Origin of the sequence: Mesorhizobium sp. M4A.F.Ca.ET.020.02.1.1 (genome assembly GCF_004022645.1) — a bacterium.
Classification (GTDB): Bacteria; Pseudomonadota; Alphaproteobacteria; order Rhizobiales; family Rhizobiaceae; genus Mesorhizobium.
In genome coordinates this window covers 1-16,531 of sequence record NZ_RZOI01000057.1, presented here as the reverse complement: position 1 = coordinate 16,531, position 16,531 = coordinate 1, and the positions used below count along the sequence as shown (strand labels likewise).

Genomic DNA, 16,531 nt, shown 5'->3' with positions numbered 1-16,531 from the left:
TTTCCACCCGCTCCCCGCCTCGGGTTGTTCGGGAACCAGTTAGTATCGCCCCGCTTTCTACTCACCCTTGTCGGAATTTGCCGCATTCACCGGCTTCGATTCCGGGGAGCCCTTGTGTCGGAGGAAGATGGAAAGCAAAACCAGGACCGCCGTAGACAGGAATTCCGACTGCCAGTTCTGGAAGGATTCGAACCACAGCCGAGCGTTGAGAAGATAGGCTGCCAGAGATTGAGGCTGTTCCCCATGGCGGAGCGCTGCTTCGTTTGCGGCCGCCAAGCTTCCCCACCAGTGGAGGGCAAAGGAGACGATAAACAGAACGGCCAGAGCAATGCCCAGCGAGTAGGAATAGAGCCACGACCAAATCGGCCTTCGCCTCCGGGTCGCGAGGCCGAGTTCGTCCTTTGGTCTATGCGGATCCACGGGATTACGGGATTCTGCTGAGCCGCGCTGAAAAAGCATCGCAGTCAGCATCACATAGGCCGACATCTGCAGGAATTCGCTTTCCCAGTTTTCGAACAGGGCCGAGAGAAACTCACCGCTCTCCAGGTATGCCACCAGCCCGATAGCTGGCGCCCCGTGCTCCCGCAGCTCCTCATTGTTGGCAGCCTGGCCAGACCAGACCATGCCCAGCACACTAAACAGGAACATCGCGACCAGAGCGATGGTCAACCCGTTGTTGCGAAAGAAGGCTCTCAAAACGACTCCTGAGTCAGTTATCTGTGCCTGTCAGCGAGATAAACGTTTCCGACGCTGAATTGGCACGCCAAGCCAATGCTGCCGCGATCAAACGTGGCGATCTGCACTAGCAACGCTTTGGCCCGACCGATTGCGCGGAGCTCGGCATCGCCCGCAAGAGGCTCCGCGTTCGAGGCTAACTCGCTCGCCGCCCTCACCACAGAACGAAACGCGCAGGACCGGCTGCCCATTGTGCCCGATGGCCTCGCCGACATCAGTCCGAACCAGTTGCATGGATGAACCCCGCTTATCTAGTGTATATGGCCACGCGGGCGCCTCCTAGCTGATGCGCACGCCTGCAGCTCAATGTGCATCCAGAGATGAAGTTCCAGCGCATGCCTGGTGCGATTGCACGGCCACAGGGATACCGCGGAGAAGGACGCGCGTCGGCTTCTTCGCAATCGCGTAGTCTACAAATCTCCTGACAGTTTCCTTTGCTTGGCCTGGGCACACGCTGTCCGGAACTTTTCGACCTCCTCCTCCGTCAGATGCTCGATGCCGATAAAGTCGTTCTTGCCTTGGCCGGACCGGATCAACTCATCGAGCTTTGCCTGGATGGCGGCGCCATCGCGGTTCTGTGTGTTCTGAATCAAGAAGACCATCAGAAAGGTAACGATGGTGGTTCCGGTGTTGATGGCCAGTTGCCAGGTCTCCGAGTATTGAAACACTGGGCCTGTGGCCGCCCAGGTCAAAACCGATCCCAAGCAAAGCGCGAAGGCCCACGGCCTGCCTGTGGCGTGAGCAACTACTTCCGCCATTCGATTGAACGTCTTTTCCATGACACAAACCTTGGATGATGCTGCGCAACAAACGTTGGTTTAGGGCACCAGTTCCCACCCGATCAGGATCGCGATTTCCGGCAACTTTTGCGCGCTTGCCGAGTTTTGTTTTCCGAGGGTTTCTAGAAGGAAGAGTGTCACCATGGAAGCGACACAAATTCAGCCAGCCGCGGTAGAAGCCGGCTTGGAACGCAAGCGCTGCGCCGACATAGCCGACATGCAGGCCTTACATTTTGAGCGAAAGAAAATGTTCCCGGTAGCCAGGGCGTTGAAGGCGGTCGCGCAAGAAATTCGCGGCGTCCATTCTCAGGTATGAGCGCGCTGCTCCCCGGCAAGGCCGGCAGGCTCAATCACACGCTGGCAAGGCGGCGCTTCTATTCTCCGGTCTATGTGCAAGCGGGCCGGCCGGACAGGCGTTATGAAGTTAACCACGTCCAGGAAGCGGCCGAGCAACTCGTCAAGTGGTCGAAGCGGGGCCCCGGATGGCACAAGGCAATGATCCTTTGCCTGTCAGCTCTGGAGGGCGATCCAATCGACCCGCAGGTCATACGCAAAGCCTTCGAAGCTGCGGCAAAGGAGGCTGGCATGTTGCTCCGTTCCGACCAAGGCAATGCCAGCCGAGATTAATTCGCGTTCCCGGGAACATCTCTCCCTGAACCCAGTTTTCTCCCTACAGGGTCTGCTGTAATCCTTTTCGGCGATCTGGGAGGAAAACCTGATGAACGTCGCCAACTTGCAACTTGAAGGCCTTCTCATGTCCGTTGCGTCAATCAACAATCTCCTGGTTCACAAGGGAGTTCTTTCGATCGACGAAATTGACAGCGCCCTACAACATGCCGAGGATTCGCTGTTGGACGACGCACGGCTTTACGAGGATATGTCCCCGTCAAATCGCGATGCTGTGTGTTTTCCGCTGAGACTGCTTCAGTTGGCTAACTTGGCTCAGTCGGAAACCGAGATTCCGCCGTTCTCAGAACTTGCTAAAATGGTGGGCGAACTCAAGCAGCCCTATAACGAAAAGAGGGCCGGCATATTGGGCTAAGCGCACGACGCCACTGCGGATTTCCAATCGATTAGATAACGCAGGCGGCCACGAAAGCCATATGCTGTTCACGCCGCGCGCATGCGGCCCTCATGCTCCTACGATCCCGCGGCAGGCGGTCCGAACGTGAGAATGATCAATAGGGCAATAAAAAGCACCGCGCTATCATGGCACCCCACATCAGGATATTTCCGGTGATCCCCGGGCTGAGACCCTGTTCCGGAAGATTCCGGGCTGGGCGCTCGGAACATTAGCGGGTTCGAATAGTTAGGCCCTTGCGTCGGATGAGGCTGCTTGGAGTTCGGCGTAGGCTGGTGGGGCAAAAACATCAGCCGGCCCGCGTTATCGGTTCCTCCGTAGCGCGGGCTTTTTCATGCCGGAACAATGCGGCCGCCTCGCGGTTTTCATGTTGGCGGCGCATTCCAGATCACAACTCCGTGGCGCCGCCTCGGGCAGCTAGCCCGAAATGGAGCCCGCACCGGTCCCTCCCGGTGCGGGCTTCGTTTGTGCAATATGATGCGGCCGTGGCCGCCTGGGATGACGATGACAGCAAAGACCCATTCAGAACTAGACCAACGAATAGACCGAACGAGTAGGGCTGCGCGTGAAATTATCAAGATGGAGGCAGCGGCGCGCGCTGAAAGGACCAGAAGGTTGAAGGATTTGCGCGAAGCAAAACAAGCCACTGAGCCGAAGCCTGTGAAGAAGACCTAGGCTTGACACCCGACTGGCACTTAGGAGTCGACATCCAACCGCTGGTGTTTGGGCTGCTCATGCCAAATGACTTGCCGCAGGTCGCGCCAGCCGACCGCTTGACCGCACACAAAATGGTCGCCTTCGCTAGCCGGCTGACTGCCGTGTCGCGCGCCGGTAATCGGCGGCCCTAGATCGGAAAGCTTGGTCATTTTGCAAAGTCGATGGCCATCTACCTGTTGCCGAGCTGTTCGGCTGCGCGCTCCAGCGTCCCGCGGTCATTCCCGTGCTTCCTGATAAGCTCGCGAACCTCCGGGATCGTTAGACCGAACCTGCTGGCGAGGTAGCCTACCTCGTATTCTTCATCCCCCGACACGCGGTCGCGGTCGTGATAGTCACGTTTGCTCTTGTCGTCGGTCATGAGATTTTCCTCCTGATGTCAGCGGTTGCTATCTCTTCAGCAACTGACGACAGAGCGCGTGAAACATTGAACAGTTTTAGTCGTTCAAAGGCGCGCGCTCGTTCCTGCAGGATCATTATGCATCGTTGACGTTCCGAGACGGCTTCGGCCGCCGATGCTGCCGGTAACATCACACTAGCTGGTTGTTCAATCGGGAGGTTGGGTGGCATCGGTATGTTCATCGTAGCACCATGCGGCTCCGGACAAGCGCCGGAGCCGCTGTCGAGGGTGGTCAGGCCGCTTGCAGGGCGCGCTCGTTGGCATCGCTCTCGCCCAAAGCGCTGAGCGCTTCGTCGGTCGCCGTCTCTTCTTTGAGGGTTTCGCGCAACAGCGGGAGGGCATCCTTCATGCCGAGTTGTTCCGCCCAGGCGATGAGCGTCCCGTAGCGGGCAATCTCATAATGCTCAACCGACTGTGCGGCACCTACAAGGCCGGCATCGAGGGCGGGCGCCCCCTTATACTCCTCGAGAATCTCCGAGCCTTCTTCCAGAATGCCGTCGATGGCCCGACACGTCTTGCCTCTGGCAGGTTTGCCGAGTTGCTCGAAAACCTGTTCGAGCCGTTCTACCTGGCGTTCTGTTTCCATCCGATGTTTCTCGAATGCAGCGCCTACCTGTTCGGATTGTGCGGCCTTCGCCAGCTTCGGCAATGTCTTCAGGATCTTCTTTTCCGCGTAATAGAGGTCCTTCAGACCATCCACAAACAGGGTTTCCAAACCGTTTTCCGATTTCGTCGGCATTGCGTTTTCTCCTTCTGAATGGCTAAGAAGAAGCGGCGCCTGGGAGCGCCGCTTCCTCTCTCAAGACTGACCACCTTTGCGACCGGCTTCCGAAGCCTTCTCGCGGTCGTCAGCAAAGTTGCCGCTGCCGCCGCGCTGTTGGCCACCGCGTTGCTTGTCATCGGCCTGCTGCTGACCCCGCCTGTCGTCGTCGCGCTGCTGCTCGCCGCCGCTGCCGCGGCGCCGATCCTCATCCCCGGTGTTTTTCCGGCTCTGCTGTCCTGCCTTCACATGCTGTTCGCGATTTCCGCCTTGATTGGCCATGTTCTTCTCCTGCCTTGTTGGTAAGTTTTTCCTAACCATACTCAACTGTGGCCCTCGCGCTCTGTTCCGACGGAAATATTTCGTGATTTGGAATCAGCCTCGGCCGCCCCCTGCGCCCGCCCGCCACAATTCCTGCACGCCCACTCCGAGGTCGGGGAACGGTTGTGCTCGAATCTATGGCCACCGGTAATCAGACAGCGGTAACTCGACGGCGTGGCTGAAAACGACCGCCTTTAGGATCAGGGAAAACGAGCTGCTTGGTGTCGAAATGATTGACCGAACACGACAGCGGCACTTATTGGATTACCCGCACTATAGGCGACCGGATCACTGGCTCCAGGTCATTTGGGAAGTGTGGAGCATCGCCCGATAGGGCATCGGCTTGGCTTCTTTTCCGATTGGTCAGCGCAGGGAGGAGTTCGCCACCTCTTCCCAGATAACTCTCAAAGGTCACTCATCACTCGACCCCACGCAACTGCCGATCAACGCGTTGCCTACGGCCCAGTTCCGGTTTTCCATGCGAGCGCGGCTCGCCCCCTCCTCATATGCGACTTTGTCCAGACAAGGCGCAGTGCACAGGGAACGGGCGCCCCTCAAATGGACGTAGGTTGACAGCCCCCAAGTCTAAAATTGTCGGGAACTGCGCCGCCTATCACGCGTACCATGTCGAAAATCCCGTTGCCAACCAACCCCTGCAACGGGCTTTACTGGATAGCCCGGCACCGGTCCTGTCGCTCGGTCATGCTGCTGAGCAGCCGGGCTATTCGGTTCTCACCAAATGACTCGCAAATCCCCCCAACAGGTATAGGCTATCTTCGTGACCCGACAACCCAAAAGGGGGCGTCGATGTTATGTTCTGTCGTTTCCATTAATTCAGGCCAATTCAAGCCGGCAGCGCCCCTGCAGGGACGCAGGGTCCTTGTCGTCGAGGACGAGTATCTGATCGCAGCCGAACTCGAAGAGGCGATCAGGGAAGCTGGCGGCAGGATAATTGGTCCGGTGGCCAATCCTCAAGATGCTTCGAGGAAAATCGCCAGCGAGGACGTCGAATGCGCCACGGTTGACATAAAGCTGGGTGGTGCCGCGACCTTCGCCGTCGCGGTCGAATTGAAGGCGCACGGTATCCCGTTCATATTCGTCACCGGATATGACCGGACCATTGTCCCAAGCGAATTTTCTGGCGTTCAGCGTCTTGTGAAGCCCGTCAAAACCGATGACGTCATCAGGCATTTAATCGAGCTGACCTAATTCACCGCCTTGTCCCGTCCCACTGGATAGGCGACTTCCTTCCCGGTGACCCCTCGCGCCATCTTCAACAGCCTCAGGCGCAAACTTTTTTCTTGTCAGCGACCTTGTTCCGTCTGGACGCTATATAAGGCGGCGCTAATCACGCCGATGATCGCTTTCTGCTGAGTTTAGTATCGATCCTATTTTTCAGCACGCTTCTCCAGGCGCAAGCGTGTCAGCCTTCGGGGTCAGGCAGTTTGGCTTCACATTCGATGTGCCCCCAGGCTTTGTCTTGACCCAGCGCTCGGACCGGGGCGGCTTTTCAGGGCGCAAACGAAGCCTTTCTCGCCGTGTGGGGCGCTAGGCTCGCCAGGCCAGTTTTCGGGCCGAGATCGAGCATCGGATGGTTGAGGACGAAAAGGCCGGCTGGAAGCTGACGTATCGGCGCGTCACGCCGCGATGGGCCAGTTACTCGGGCATCAACAATGGCCAGATCCGATATGTCCGTGCCATTGCCGTCTGCAATGACTCCGTGCCGCGCTCGTCACCATCAACTACAGCAGAACCGAAAAAGTCCCCTACGATCCAGTTGTGGTCCCCATGGTGCGATCCCTGATGGCGGAAGGCTGCTAAGCTGAGTCCGCCGCGAATTGATCGCTGGTGCTGCATTGTCGGCACACTATCCCATGTCTGTTTTGATCATTGTCCTCGCGAGGCTGCCAAGTCTAATACCGGCGGTTTGGAACCTCTCCGGCTGCTGAGTATTTCGGTAGAGCTCCAGAAAAACGAGGCAACAACAATGGCGGCGCCGCGGGCGGTTTGGAAAGGCTTCCTGAAAGTTGGTTCGGTCTCCTGCGGCGTGAAGCTGGTCGGCGCGACCAGCGAAGCCTCGAAAATCCATTTCAAGATTCTCAACCGGAAGGACGGTCTTCCGGTAAAGAGCGCCTACGTCGATGAGGAGACCGGCGACATCGTCGAGGCAGAAGACCAGACGAAGGGATACGAGGTCGAAAAGGGGGAATTCATCGAAGTTCCGCCCGACGACATCAAAAAGCTCAAGCTGACGTCCGCCCACACCCTGGAGGTCGAGGAATTCGTTGCTCTCGACGACATCGACACGCGTTATTTGGAAAAACCTTACTACGTCATCCCTGCCGATGGCGCGGCTGTCGAAGCGTTTTCGGTGCTGCGAGAAGCCATGGCAAAAAAGCGCGTAGCGGCCAGATCCTGTATGGTGCTTTACCAGCGCGGGCGGGAAGTGGTGATTCAACCCTTCGGCAAAGGCATGCTGCTTACAGAGCTGCGCACCCATGACGAAATGATCCCGGAAAAGACCGTCTTCGACGATCTGAAGAGTCCTAAATATGATCAGGACCTGCTCGAGATCGCCGGCCTGCTGATCGACAAGAAGGTGACCAAATTCGATCCATCGAAATTCGAGGACACCTACGAGGATGCGCTCGTTGCAATGATCGACGCAAAGCGCAAGGGCAAGAAGCCGCCGAAACCGGCACCAAGGCCTAAAGAGAACGTCGTCGACCTCGCGTCGGTGCTGCGCAAGAGCCTTGCCAAGGAAGGCATCAAAGCAGGTCCCAAGTCAAAGGTAACCCGCAAGTCGGCATAAGGGAACTTGCCGCTGATCAGCGGGTTGATCCTCATGATCCTCATCTCAGGAGCACTGAGCTATGACAGGCGATGAAAACCGTCGCGAAACGGGTGCCACAAAATATCCGGCAATGAAAGACGCCGACCCGTCGGATGATTTCTCGCAAGATGCGGCGGGCAACAAGAAGCCGCCGAGCGGGATCGGCCTGACGAGGCCAGCCGGTCAAGGGGAAGACAGCCCCCAACGGTCCGCCCGCCAGAATCCAGGGAAAGAGGCGACCCCGAGTCCAGCAACAGAAAAGACGTCTGGAGCCGGTCCTGCCATCTCGGAACATTCGAAAGATGCAAAGGCGCCCAAGGCAGGTCGCCGACCAGGCGCTTACGTCAAAGAGTGAGTCATGAACGTCAGCGGCGAGGCGACCAAATCCGTTTGGATGCTTGACACCAAGTTCCCTACCGCTCCTCGCTTGCAACAGGACGAGCACTGCGACGTGGCCGTGGTTGGCGCCGGTATCGCAGGGGTTTCGATCGCCTATGAGCTCGTCCTGGCCGGTCGCAACGTTGTGCTCGTGGATCGCGGCCCCTTGCTCGGCGGCATGACCTCTCGCACGACCGCCCATTTGGCGCCCGTCTGCGACGACGGCCTGGGGGCACTGGTGGAGATGCGCGGCGAAGAGCTGGCGCGCGGATTTCAGGAAAGTCAGCAAGCCGCCGTCGACCGCATCGAAGAGCTTGTCGGCAACCTGGCGATCGACTGCGATTTTCGGCGGCTGGATGGGTTTCTTTTCCCGGCCGCGTGGATGGATGATGAAGAAGCCGCCAAACAATGTGACAAAGAGTATGCCGCCGCGATCAAGGTCGGCGCTATCGTGGAGCGCAGCAAGGGGGTTCCGCTCAACGGCCATGAATCCGCGCCCGTCTTGCGCTATCCCAATCAAGCCACCTTCCACCCGCTGAAATATCTTCGCGCTATCCTGGCGGATTTCGAGAAGCGTGGCGGCAGGGCATTCGCCAACAGCGCCGTCACCGACATCGAGGAAGGCGATCAGGTTCGCCTGAAATGTGAGCGAGGCGCCATCATGGCCTCCAACGCGGTGTTTGCTACGAATTCCCCGATCAACACCTGGGTCAAGATCCACAGCAAGATGGCGCCCTACCGCACCTATGCGATGGCCTTCGAGATCACCAAGCGACTTCTTTCGGACGCACTCTACTGGGACATGGACGACCCTTACTATTATGTCCGTCTCAATCCTGGCTCCGGCAAAACCAACTATCTCATAGTCGGGGGTCGTGATCACAAATCAGGCGAAGCGGATGACGGCGATGCACGCTTCGCCGCCCTCGAAGCCTGGATCAGGGCGTTGGTCCCCGATCTAGGCGGTGAAACGGCGAGATGGTCTGGTCAGGTCCTCGACACGATTGACTATTGCGGCTTCATCGGCAGGAGCCCCGGAAGCAAAAACGTCTTCGTCGCCACCGGAGATTCCGGTCAGGGCATAACGCACGGAGCGTTGGCCGGGCTGTTGATCAGGGACCTGGTCGTCAAGGGCTCGAATTCTTGGGAAGCCGTCTATGCGCCCGACAGGACGCCGCCCGCGGCCTTTGCGAACTATCTCAGCGAGAACCTCACGGCGGTGAAGAACTTTGCCGAATATCTGCTGCCCGGACAAGTCAAGTCGGCCGAGGACCTCAAGTCCGGGGAAGGGGGCGTTATTCACGACGGCCTGAGCAAGCTCGCCGTGTGCCGCGACCGCGACGGCAAGCTGCACACGCATTCAGCAAGCTGCAGCCATCTCGGCTGTATCGTGCACTGGAATTCTACCGAGCAGTGCTGGGATTGTCCGTGCCACGGCTCCCAATTCGCGCCGGATGGCGCGGTGCTCAACGGACCAGCGATCCGAGGGCTGAGCTAGCACCGCCTGCGCGGCTGCGTCTGTGCCGCTTTGCCAAAGCTAGGTCATCCTTGCTGTCGGCGTGCCGCCGTTATCAATCGAGTTGGACCCAAGCTGGTGCATGATCGCTTGGCTTTTCCCACCGCGCAACTCAGCATCGACGCCGGCGTCACGTAGCCTTCGAAAGCTGATGAGAAGATGGTCCATCCGGAGGCCTGAGCTTCTATCGAAACCACCCCTGAAGGAAAAGTTCCAGTAGGTGCAGATGCCCTTCTCGGGATGGATGCGCCGGATGGCATCGAGCCAACCGCACTCAAGCATGTTGGCGTAGGCCTGCCGACTTTCCGGAAAGTAGACGGCGTCGCCTAGCCATCGTCTCGGCACCGCCGCATCGATCGCAGTTGGGACGACAACAGCCGCGCGTAGCTGGCCAGGCGGTTGAACCACCGAAGCTTGTAGTCGAACTTTGGGCCCGGCGCTGGGTTGCCGTTGGGCAAATAGAGGCAGCCAACGACAAGCCCATCCACCTCGGCCTCGATATAGCGGCTGTGAGTATCGTCAGGATCGCCAGGCAGGCCGCGTCGACGTTCCGCCGGCTCCTTCCCTCAGCCCACGATATGTTTCACCTCTGCGTCCGCGCCTTTCAGCGGACGAGAACGAGGTTTTCTCGGCCGCGTGGGCGCTGTCCCCGTTTCATCGCGTCTCGGCATGGGCTTCGGAGTTAACCGCCGAATGTGGGGAAGGTTTCACCGCGCTTCGCAGAGCATGCATACGTGCGGCTACACTTGTCCTCGAGTGCCGCAGGATCGTTTGAAGTTCGTGAACCTACTGGCTCGGCCAGCGTTCAATGCATGGAACGTCCCCCCGCATGAGGTCAAAAATCGGACGCTAGTCCCATGCCACAAGAGCCGCAAACTCCCGGTGCCGAAGCGCGCTTTCCCTTCGACAGGATGGCCGTCGAGCGGTTCCGACAGGCTTTTCCGCGAGCGAGGTGGAGCGACGAGCGCAAGAGCTGGTTCGTCCCCGGAAAGACAGCCACCGGCCGGATCGACCGTTGGCTGGCAAAAGAGGCAGCAATGCTGGCCATTCACGGCGACAGCAAAGGACGCGACGCCTTCGCCTTTGATCCAATATCAAGCCCATACCTGGAGGTGTCCGACGACCTCCGTATTCGAACGCCGTATTCGAAGACGGTTATCGAGGAACTGCGAACAGTTCCCTGGGCAAGTTGGGACGAGGAATTGCGGGCCTGGCGAGTGCCGTTCCGTTCTTTTGAGGAGCTACGACGCCGTTGGCCCAGAATCGAAAAGGCTGCCCAACAGGCCGAACCCGAAGAAAGGAAGCGACGACGAGACGCTGCCAAAAACTCTGAAGGTGACAAGGTCGCTCGACTGCGGAATGCCGAACGCCGGCGTCGTCGCTATCCACTGCCAGCTGAACATTTACCGCCTGTGGGTAAGCCGGTTGCGACAGAACAATATGGCATTGTCGTTTTTAACGAAGTGTCCGGCGAACTCGTCGAGGCGCGTGATTTGACGGCCTCCTATCCAAACGCGGCGTGCGCAAACGCCGACTACATCTGGGGCAGGTGGCGTTCGGCCACGCTGTCCGAACTGGTCAGGACATGGCCCGCACGCAGTCCGCCAGGAGCGCACGAACGTTCAAGGGGCTGGTGGCAGCCGACACTTCCCGAACTAAGAGTTGCTCGTCAAAACGCCCGCAGCATGGAGCGCAGAAAACACAGTCGCGAGCTCAGCAGGGTTCGCTGACTCTTGGTTCTTCGAATTGCTCAACCCGAACGCATGACACCGGGCTCTTCGCCAGGTGCCTTACTGCTGGAGGAGCGCAGTCCAGGAATATCACGCACTACATCGGAAAAATTGACGGTCGCCACCAGATAGCCTGCCTCATCGTAGACCTTGATGCTCGAGCCCGATTGGGCAGCGCCGGCGGGGTCCTCGGCCACGAGGGCGGCGTGAGCCATTTCCAGCGCTCTCGGGCTGGCCAGATCGGCGCTGGAGAGCTCCTCCTCGACTATCTTGGTCTTGCCGAGTTGGACCGTCTCGAAGCGGAAAGTGGGCATGGGACATCTCCTGTTCCCATGCAATGCTTAGGACGGCGTAGCGTTCCAGGAAGGTGATCCGCCACCAACCAAATAGCGATCATCGCAACGCCCACATAGCTCAGACACTTCAGCAAGCGTGCGAACCCTCGATCGAACCCGCGCGGTTTTCCGCCTGCCAGCACTGCCGCGAGACCAGAAGGCCGCACGTCAATCTCCCTGCTGTTTGCGGACGCGATGCTTTTCGATTTCCTCAGGTTCCTGATCTTCAATTCGGGTGATGTTCGAAGCCGAGTTATTTGATCGCAACATTTCAGCCAGCTTCGCATGGATTGCCTGTGTGTCGCGATGCTCTGCTCGCTGGATGAACAGCGTCATGGCCCAGGTGACGAGGGTAGCCGCCCCATGCCAATTCAAACTTTGCCGGTCGAAAACCATCCAAAGAATGGAATAAGCCAACAACACCAGGAAGGCTGCGGGACGTGAGGTCAAGTTGCCGATCGAGGTTAGCACGCTCATGTTTGGGTGATTTGCCATCAGCAAGAACTTTCGACTTTGACGCATGTTCCAGCGAGGCCTCGTGTCTCGGAGATCAGTCCAAGCTATTCATTCGCATATGTCGACCAGGCGGCGGCAAGATTTCTATCGCTATAGGTTTGTCGCACCGGAGTTGGCTCCCCCACAATTTCTCTGACAGCTCTTCTGGATTCTTGAACGAGACGCTGCCTTCCCGCCTTGCGATGCCTTCCAGCTTTCGATCAAGGCCTTGCAACACTGATTTTTCTGGGGCCCAGCCCGCCTTCAACTACCCAGCTCTCAACGACGATTACCGATCGAGAAAGATTGAGCCTCGGTGGAACATGATGCCGTCGTCGAGGTTCGTATTGCATGTAGGAGGATGCGTCATGAACGGTGTCATTTATCTAATCGGCCTGATCGTCGTCGTGCTTGCGATCCTATCCTTCCTCGGATTCCACTAGGAGGCACCCATGCGGGGCGAAGACAATCATGGCCGTGTGACGGCCGATTTCGAAACAGCCAAAGGCGAATTAACCGACAGGCTCAAGCAAGAAACGCAGGGCGCCAGCGAGATATTGCACGACGCTCGCGACGAACTCACCCGAATGGCCGGCGACTACGGTTCGGAGGCGAAGCAGGCTCTTTACGAGAAGGCGGAAGATGCGCAGCGCGACATCTGTGCCGACTTGAAGTCCCTTGGTGGAGCGCTGCGCGCGGCGAGCGACCATCTGGCCAATAACAAACAGCAGGCCGCATCGAAGTTCGCGCTCGATGCCGCTGGCGGACTGGAACGTCTCTCCACATCCTTGAAAGACAGGCCGTTCAAGGATGTGCTTGGCGAAATCCAATCGTTCGGCCGCGAAAATTCGGGTGCGTTGCTAGCCGGTTCTGTGCTGGCCGGCGTGGCTCTTGGGCGTTTCATCAAAAGCTCGCCGCCGTCTCGCCGCACGGCTTCGGATGGAAGACTGTCCGGCGATTCCAACTCGCGTTCGCACCACTCGGCTGCGGCTGGCTCCGGAGACCAATCTGACCAACCCTCCCGCACCACGCAGGCCCACGATTGGCGTCCCAACCTGGAGGAGAAACCATGAGCAACGCTCACGACACCCGAAGCTTGGCCACGCTCGTCAGCGAGCTCGCGCAGCAAGTGACAACCTTGTTGCAGGCTGAGGGCAGGCTGTTGCGGGCCGAAATTTCGGAGAAGGCAAGCAAGGCTGGCGCCGGCGCTGTCGAGATTCTGGGAGGCGCGATCTGCCTCCTGGCCGCCTTGCTGGTGCTGCTGCAGGCTCTGGTGATCGCTTTGGCGAGCGCAGGGCTGGGCGCGGGATGGTCTTCACTGCTGGTCGGCGTCATCGTCGCCCTGCTTGGCGTCACTCTTTTGCGCAACGGCATGGCTGGCATGACGGTTTCCGAACTGACTCCCGACCGCACTCAAGACCAACTCAAGCGCGACGCGCGCGTGATCAAGGAACAGTTGAGATGAACGACAAATCTGCAGCCGAGCTCGAACGCGATGCTGACATCGCGCGCGCAAAATTGACGGACACGGCGGATTCGATCCGCCACAAGATGACCCCGGGTCAATTGATCGATGAGTTCACCGGAACGTTTGCGGGAGGCGATTTCTCCTCGATGCTCGATAACCTCAGGACACAGGTCCGAGACAACCCGCTGCCGGTTACCATGGTCGGTGCCGGCTTGGCCTGGCTGATGTTCGGTAAGGGTCCATCGGCCGATGACCTAAGTGATCTTCTCGGTTCTGGCAGTTCGGCTGCTCGCGAGCGCGGTAGTCGGAACGCCGAATCTGACTATGATTGGCAAGGGAGCCAGGGAGCTGATTCCCGACCGAGCACGACAGAACAAACTTCCCAACTTTCCGGCGTCACACACTCAATTGTTTCCACCGCGAGCGGTGTAGCCGACGCCGCTTCCGGTATTGCAAACGACGCCAGAGACACACTGTCAGGCACGGCCGCTGGAGTGAGGTCCGGCGCGGTGCGGATGGGGCGGCCGATGCAGGATCTCTTGCAGAGCGAACCGCTGGCCGTCGCCGCGGTCGGCCTGGTGGTGGGAACTGCTATCGGCGCAATGCTGCCACACACGGATACGGAAGACGAGGTGCTTGGCGGCTACAGCCAGAAACTTCGCGACAATGCGGAGAAGGTTCTCGATCAAGGCGTCGAACAGGCGAAGGAGGTTGCGGCCGAGGCTTATGGCGCAATCAAGGAGGAGGCTGCCCGACAGAGCTCCGATGGTTCGTCTGGCACGGTGATGAGCAAACTCGGCAAGGTGGTGAGATCGACAGCCGACAACACCGAGGAAGCAGTTCGCGAGCGCTTGTCGGAGGCCGACAAACCATAGACAACGAGCGGGTTGCGCGGGGAAGGGCATATGGCCGGTCGATGGGAAACCATTGCCGGCCTCGTCGGGTTCAGACCCTCCAACGTCTCCATGGCGCGCGCAGTGTTCAGGGCGCTTGCGACCGCGTAAATATTTGGTTCGACGAGCCGCGCCAAGCTGAGGCCTAGGAGCGGAATGACGAGTATTTTGCGCCTTCCAACGAAGCTGAAGCACGTTGAAATGCGAGAACGCAGGCCGAGGTTTGATCCGCCGATCAATCCTGCCGGAAATTGCGTCTTTGGGGACGGGAACCGGCGGTCAAGCTTTAGACAGCGGCTGAGCCATAGTTTAGCTGACGGTTCAGCTGGTTTGGCGCATCAGGCGTTCCTTGACCTTTTGAAACTAGTTGGCTTGAACTAGGGACAGACCCCGCTCGGCCGCCTTTATCGAGGGCGTTCCGATCCACGAAATACATGAGGAAATTGGCAGTGTTTACGAGGCGATCTTCCGAGCGGTCGAGCACTGCGAGGGCCGGCTGGCCGGTTGAAATCATTGGCTGATCCCGGAAGGTCGGCAAATTAGCGATTTCTGATAGACCTTTGGAACTTTGTGGCGAGTGTTCCATTTTCAACCGCATGCGAGACGCTGTGATGCAGGGCATTCGGACGCGCGTGAACGTGCAGTGCCCGCGCTACTCATTAGTGCTGCCGATCTACAATGAGGAAGAGGTGCTGCCCCGGCTGGTCGAGAGAATTAACCTGCTGGTGGATCAACTGGACGCAGAGACCGAGGTCATCTTCGTCGACGATGGAAGCCTCGACGGAAGCGTGAAATACCTTCGGCGCGTGGTCGCCGCCGAGCCGAGCTTCCGGCTGATCGAGTTTTCCCGCAACTTCGGACACCAGATCGCCATCACGGCCGGCATGGAGGCGGCGGCGGGCGAGGCCGTCATCGTCATGGATGCCGATCTGCAAGATCCCCCGGAAGTAGTTCTCGACTTGGTGGCGAAGTGGAAGGAAGGCTTCGAGATCGTCTATGCAAGGCGCACCAGACGACAGGGTGAATCCTGGTTCAAGCGTTTGTCAGCGAGCCTCTTCTACCGCCTGCTGGAGAAGATGACCCCGGTCGACATTCCGCGCGATGTCGGCGACTTCCGCCTGGTCGGCCGCAAGGCGCTGGAGACCTTCAAATGCATGCCGGAGCACGACCGCTTCGTCAGGGGCATGTTCGGCTGGATGGGCTTCAAACAGGCGGCGGTCCCCTTCGAGCGACCGGCGCGCACGCTGGGCGAGACCAAATACCCGTTCTGGAAGATGCTGCATCTCGCGCTCCACGGCATCATCGGCTTCTCGGAGAAACCGCTGCGTCTGGCGCTTTGGGCGGGATTGGCCATTTCAGCCCTTGCCGTGTTGTTCGGGGCTTACGCTACCTTTGCCTGGCTCTTTCAGGCGGGCGTCATAGCCGGCTGGACTTCGACCGTGGTGATAGTGTCGCTGCTCTGCGGCATCAATCTTTTCATGACGGGCGTGGTCGGGCTTTACGTCGGCAGCATCCATGCCGAAGTCAAACGCCGACCCCTCTACGTGATTGAAAGGCTGACCGGCTTTAATCGCTCGGTGCGCGTCGCCTCGGGCGAGCGGCGGGCATCGTTTCGCAAGGCAGAGAACCGGGTTCCCGCTGATGTCCGAACACTTCGACAGCTATGACGCCAGCTACGGCGAGGTGGTTGAAGGCTCGATCCGGTTCTCCGGCCTACAGCATGACTTCTTCCTCGCCGCCAAGGCCGACCTTTTGCGGCGCCTGGTCGGCGAGCGGTGCCTTCGCCAGGGCGGCGCGGACGTGCGCGGGCTCGATGTGGGCTGCGGTGTCGGCGCGCTCCATCCCTATCTCGATGGCGCCTTTGATCGTCTTGACGGCTGCGACGTCTCGCAGAAATCGCTCGCGCGTGCCCGCCGCGACAACCCGCATATCGCCTACACCGCCTGCACCACGGATCGCCTGCCTTACCAAGACGGCGCCTTCGACCTGGCCTTCGCCAGTTGCGTCGTCCACCACGTGCCGCCCGCTTCTCGGCCCAATTTTTTCCATGAGATGAGGCGTGTCCTGCGGCAGGGCGGCGTCGCCTGCATCAT

Annotated in this window: 19 protein-coding genes and 2 pseudogenes; 12 read left to right on the top strand and 9 right to left on the bottom strand. The window is 59.1% G+C overall.

All coding sequences use genetic code 11. From position 1 onward, the window contains the following. Positions 1 to 57: 57 nt before the first annotated feature. Both EN742_RS06670 and EN742_RS06665 read right to left on the bottom strand, forming a co-directional pair. Positions 58 to 696, bottom strand: coding sequence for a DUF6766 family protein (locus EN742_RS06670; RefSeq protein WP_128332587.1), 639 nt, complete (start codon positions 694 to 696; stop codon positions 58 to 60). 449 nt (positions 697 to 1,145) lie between these two features. Further along, entirely contained in the window at positions 1,146 to 1,514 is a 369-nt protein-coding gene (locus tag EN742_RS06665; protein WP_128332586.1) for a low affinity iron permease family protein, read from the bottom strand. 142 nt (positions 1,515 to 1,656) lie between these two features. On the opposite strand from EN742_RS06665, the gene EN742_RS37900 reads away from it, so the two are divergent. The 3 genes from EN742_RS37900 (at position 1,657) to EN742_RS06655 (ending at position 2,556) form a co-directional block, all read left to right on the top strand. Continuing rightward, on the top strand, positions 1,657 to 1,830 hold the full coding sequence (locus tag EN742_RS37900; protein WP_189375215.1) for a hypothetical protein: 174 nt from the start codon (positions 1,657 to 1,659) through the stop codon (positions 1,828 to 1,830). Next, positions 1,827 to 2,141, top strand: a complete 315-nt coding sequence (locus EN742_RS06660) for a DUF982 domain-containing protein (RefSeq protein WP_126056303.1) — start codon at positions 1,827 to 1,829, stop codon at positions 2,139 to 2,141. Before EN742_RS37900 ends, EN742_RS06660 begins: the two co-directional genes overlap by 4 nt. 91 nt (positions 2,142 to 2,232) lie before the next feature. After that, positions 2,233 to 2,556: a hypothetical protein gene (locus EN742_RS06655; RefSeq protein WP_126056302.1), complete on the top strand. Its 324-nt coding sequence runs from the start codon at positions 2,233 to 2,235 to the stop codon at positions 2,554 to 2,556. Positions 2,557 to 3,481: 925 nt separating this feature from the next. On the opposite strand, the gene EN742_RS06650 is transcribed toward EN742_RS06655, so the two are convergent. The 4 genes and pseudogenes from EN742_RS06650 to EN742_RS39190 all read right to left on the bottom strand — a co-directional run bounded on the left by EN742_RS06650 (position 3,482) and on the right by EN742_RS39190 (position 5,981). Next, positions 3,482 to 3,670, bottom strand: coding sequence for a DUF3606 domain-containing protein (locus tag EN742_RS06650; RefSeq protein ID WP_126056301.1), 189 nt, complete (start codon positions 3,668 to 3,670; stop codon positions 3,482 to 3,484). A 271-nt stretch (positions 3,671 to 3,941) separates the two neighbouring features. Next, positions 3,942 to 4,448, bottom strand: coding sequence for a ferritin-like domain-containing protein (locus EN742_RS06645; RefSeq protein WP_128332585.1), 507 nt, complete (start codon positions 4,446 to 4,448; stop codon positions 3,942 to 3,944). 66 nt (positions 4,449 to 4,514) lie between these two features. Continuing rightward, positions 4,515 to 4,589, bottom strand: a pseudogene (locus EN742_RS39195) (KGG domain-containing protein); the annotation flags it as partial. A 1,035-nt stretch (positions 4,590 to 5,624) separates the two neighbouring features. Beyond that, positions 5,625 to 5,981 carry a hypothetical protein gene (locus EN742_RS39190; RefSeq protein ID WP_245455596.1) on the bottom strand — a complete coding sequence of 119 codons (357 nt, stop codon included), beginning with the start codon at positions 5,979 to 5,981 and terminating at the stop codon, positions 5,625 to 5,627. Between the two features lie 796 nt (positions 5,982 to 6,777). On the opposite strand from EN742_RS39190, the gene EN742_RS06625 reads away from it, so the two are divergent. From EN742_RS06625 to EN742_RS06615, 3 genes are all read left to right on the top strand, one after another. Continuing rightward, complete coding sequence (locus tag EN742_RS06625) at positions 6,778 to 7,602, top strand: Ku protein (RefSeq protein WP_128332584.1); 825 nt, start codon at positions 6,778 to 6,780, stop codon at positions 7,600 to 7,602. A gap of 61 nt (positions 7,603 to 7,663) precedes the next feature. After that, the gene (locus EN742_RS06620) at positions 7,664 to 7,978 is read left to right on the top strand and encodes a hypothetical protein (protein ID WP_126056296.1); all 315 of its coding nucleotides are present in this window, start codon (positions 7,664 to 7,666) and stop codon (positions 7,976 to 7,978) included. A gap of 3 nt (positions 7,979 to 7,981) precedes the next feature. After that, a complete protein-coding gene (locus tag EN742_RS06615) occupies positions 7,982 to 9,499 on the top strand; it encodes an FAD-dependent oxidoreductase (RefSeq protein ID WP_128332583.1) in 1,518 nt (505 codons plus the stop codon). A gap of 73 nt (positions 9,500 to 9,572) precedes the next feature. On the opposite strand, the pseudogene EN742_RS06610 reads toward EN742_RS06615, so the two are convergent. After that, positions 9,573 to 10,077 (bottom strand): annotated as a pseudogene (locus EN742_RS06610) (exodeoxyribonuclease III); the annotation flags it as partial. 297 nt (positions 10,078 to 10,374) lie between these two features. On the opposite strand from EN742_RS06610, the gene EN742_RS06605 reads away from it, so the two are divergent. Continuing rightward, positions 10,375 to 11,247 carry a hypothetical protein gene (locus EN742_RS06605; RefSeq protein WP_128332582.1) on the top strand — a complete coding sequence of 291 codons (873 nt, stop codon included), beginning with the start codon at positions 10,375 to 10,377 and terminating at the stop codon, positions 11,245 to 11,247. A 20-nt stretch (positions 11,248 to 11,267) separates the two neighbouring features. Here the strand turns inward: EN742_RS06605 and EN742_RS06600 are convergent, their stop codons facing one another. Together EN742_RS06600 and EN742_RS06595 are read right to left on the bottom strand one after the other, a co-directional pair. Then, on the bottom strand, positions 11,268 to 11,561 hold the full coding sequence (locus tag EN742_RS06600; RefSeq protein ID WP_127405968.1) for a hypothetical protein: 294 nt from the start codon (positions 11,559 to 11,561) through the stop codon (positions 11,268 to 11,270). Between the two features lie 189 nt (positions 11,562 to 11,750). Further along, positions 11,751 to 12,077: a low affinity iron permease family protein gene (locus EN742_RS06595; RefSeq protein WP_127405970.1), complete on the bottom strand. Its 327-nt coding sequence runs from the start codon at positions 12,075 to 12,077 to the stop codon at positions 11,751 to 11,753. A gap of 452 nt (positions 12,078 to 12,529) precedes the next feature. On the opposite strand from EN742_RS06595, the gene EN742_RS06585 reads away from it, so the two are divergent. From EN742_RS06585 to EN742_RS06565, 5 genes are all read left to right on the top strand, one after another. After that, positions 12,530 to 13,150, top strand: a complete 621-nt coding sequence (locus tag EN742_RS06585; RefSeq protein ID WP_189375211.1) for a hypothetical protein — start codon at positions 12,530 to 12,532, stop codon at positions 13,148 to 13,150. Beyond that, positions 13,147 to 13,542 (top strand): phage holin family protein, encoded by a 396-nt coding sequence (locus tag EN742_RS06580; RefSeq protein WP_126056291.1) that lies wholly within the window; start codon positions 13,147 to 13,149, stop codon positions 13,540 to 13,542. Before EN742_RS06585 ends, EN742_RS06580 begins: the two co-directional genes overlap by 4 nt. Further along, positions 13,539 to 14,420 carry a DUF3618 domain-containing protein gene (locus tag EN742_RS06575; protein ID WP_128332581.1) on the top strand — a complete coding sequence of 294 codons (882 nt, stop codon included), beginning with the start codon at positions 13,539 to 13,541 and terminating at the stop codon, positions 14,418 to 14,420. Before EN742_RS06580 ends, EN742_RS06575 begins: the two co-directional genes overlap by 4 nt. Before the next feature lie 629 nt (positions 14,421 to 15,049). Continuing rightward, positions 15,050 to 16,105, top strand: coding sequence for a glycosyltransferase family 2 protein (locus EN742_RS06570; RefSeq protein ID WP_127420344.1), 1,056 nt, complete (start codon positions 15,050 to 15,052; stop codon positions 16,103 to 16,105). Then, positions 16,080 to 16,531: class I SAM-dependent methyltransferase (locus EN742_RS06565; protein ID WP_148670040.1), on the top strand; the 452-nt coding region annotated here is incomplete at its 3' end. The genes EN742_RS06570 and EN742_RS06565, both read left to right, overlap by 26 nt.

Bases quoted from the DNA above. Each gene is read 5' to 3' on its own strand.
- EN742_RS06665 (WP_128332586.1), bottom strand. From the start codon at position 1,514: ATGGAAAAGACGTTCAATCGAATGGCGGAAGTAGTTGCTCACGCCACA.
- EN742_RS37900 (WP_189375215.1), top strand. From the start codon at position 1,657: ATGGAAGCGACACAAATTCAGCCAGCCGCGGTAGAAGCCGGCTTGGAA.
- EN742_RS06660 (WP_126056303.1), top strand. From the start codon at position 1,827: ATGAGCGCGCTGCTCCCCGGCAAGGCCGGCAGGCTCAATCACACGCTG.
- EN742_RS06655 (WP_126056302.1), top strand. From the start codon at position 2,233: ATGAACGTCGCCAACTTGCAACTTGAAGGCCTTCTCATGTCCGTTGCG.
- EN742_RS06650 (WP_126056301.1), bottom strand. From the start codon at position 3,670: ATGACCGACGACAAGAGCAAACGTGACTATCACGACCGCGACCGCGTG.
- EN742_RS06645 (WP_128332585.1), bottom strand. From the start codon at position 4,448: ATGCCGACGAAATCGGAAAACGGTTTGGAAACCCTGTTTGTGGATGGT.
- EN742_RS39190 (WP_245455596.1), bottom strand. From the start codon at position 5,981: ATGCCTGATGACGTCATCGGTTTTGACGGGCTTCACAAGACGCTGAAC.
- EN742_RS06625 (WP_128332584.1), top strand. From the start codon at position 6,778: ATGGCGGCGCCGCGGGCGGTTTGGAAAGGCTTCCTGAAAGTTGGTTCG.
- EN742_RS06620 (WP_126056296.1), top strand. From the start codon at position 7,664: ATGACAGGCGATGAAAACCGTCGCGAAACGGGTGCCACAAAATATCCG.
- EN742_RS06615 (WP_128332583.1), top strand. From the start codon at position 7,982: ATGAACGTCAGCGGCGAGGCGACCAAATCCGTTTGGATGCTTGACACC.
- EN742_RS06605 (WP_128332582.1), top strand. From the start codon at position 10,375: ATGCCACAAGAGCCGCAAACTCCCGGTGCCGAAGCGCGCTTTCCCTTC.
- EN742_RS06600 (WP_127405968.1), bottom strand. From the start codon at position 11,561: ATGCCCACTTTCCGCTTCGAGACGGTCCAACTCGGCAAGACCAAGATA.
- EN742_RS06595 (WP_127405970.1), bottom strand. From the start codon at position 12,077: ATGGCAAATCACCCAAACATGAGCGTGCTAACCTCGATCGGCAACTTG.
- EN742_RS06585 (WP_189375211.1), top strand. From the start codon at position 12,530: ATGCGGGGCGAAGACAATCATGGCCGTGTGACGGCCGATTTCGAAACA.
- EN742_RS06580 (WP_126056291.1), top strand. From the start codon at position 13,147: ATGAGCAACGCTCACGACACCCGAAGCTTGGCCACGCTCGTCAGCGAG.
- EN742_RS06575 (WP_128332581.1), top strand. From the start codon at position 13,539: ATGAACGACAAATCTGCAGCCGAGCTCGAACGCGATGCTGACATCGCG.
- EN742_RS06570 (WP_127420344.1), top strand. From the start codon at position 15,050: ATGCAGGGCATTCGGACGCGCGTGAACGTGCAGTGCCCGCGCTACTCA.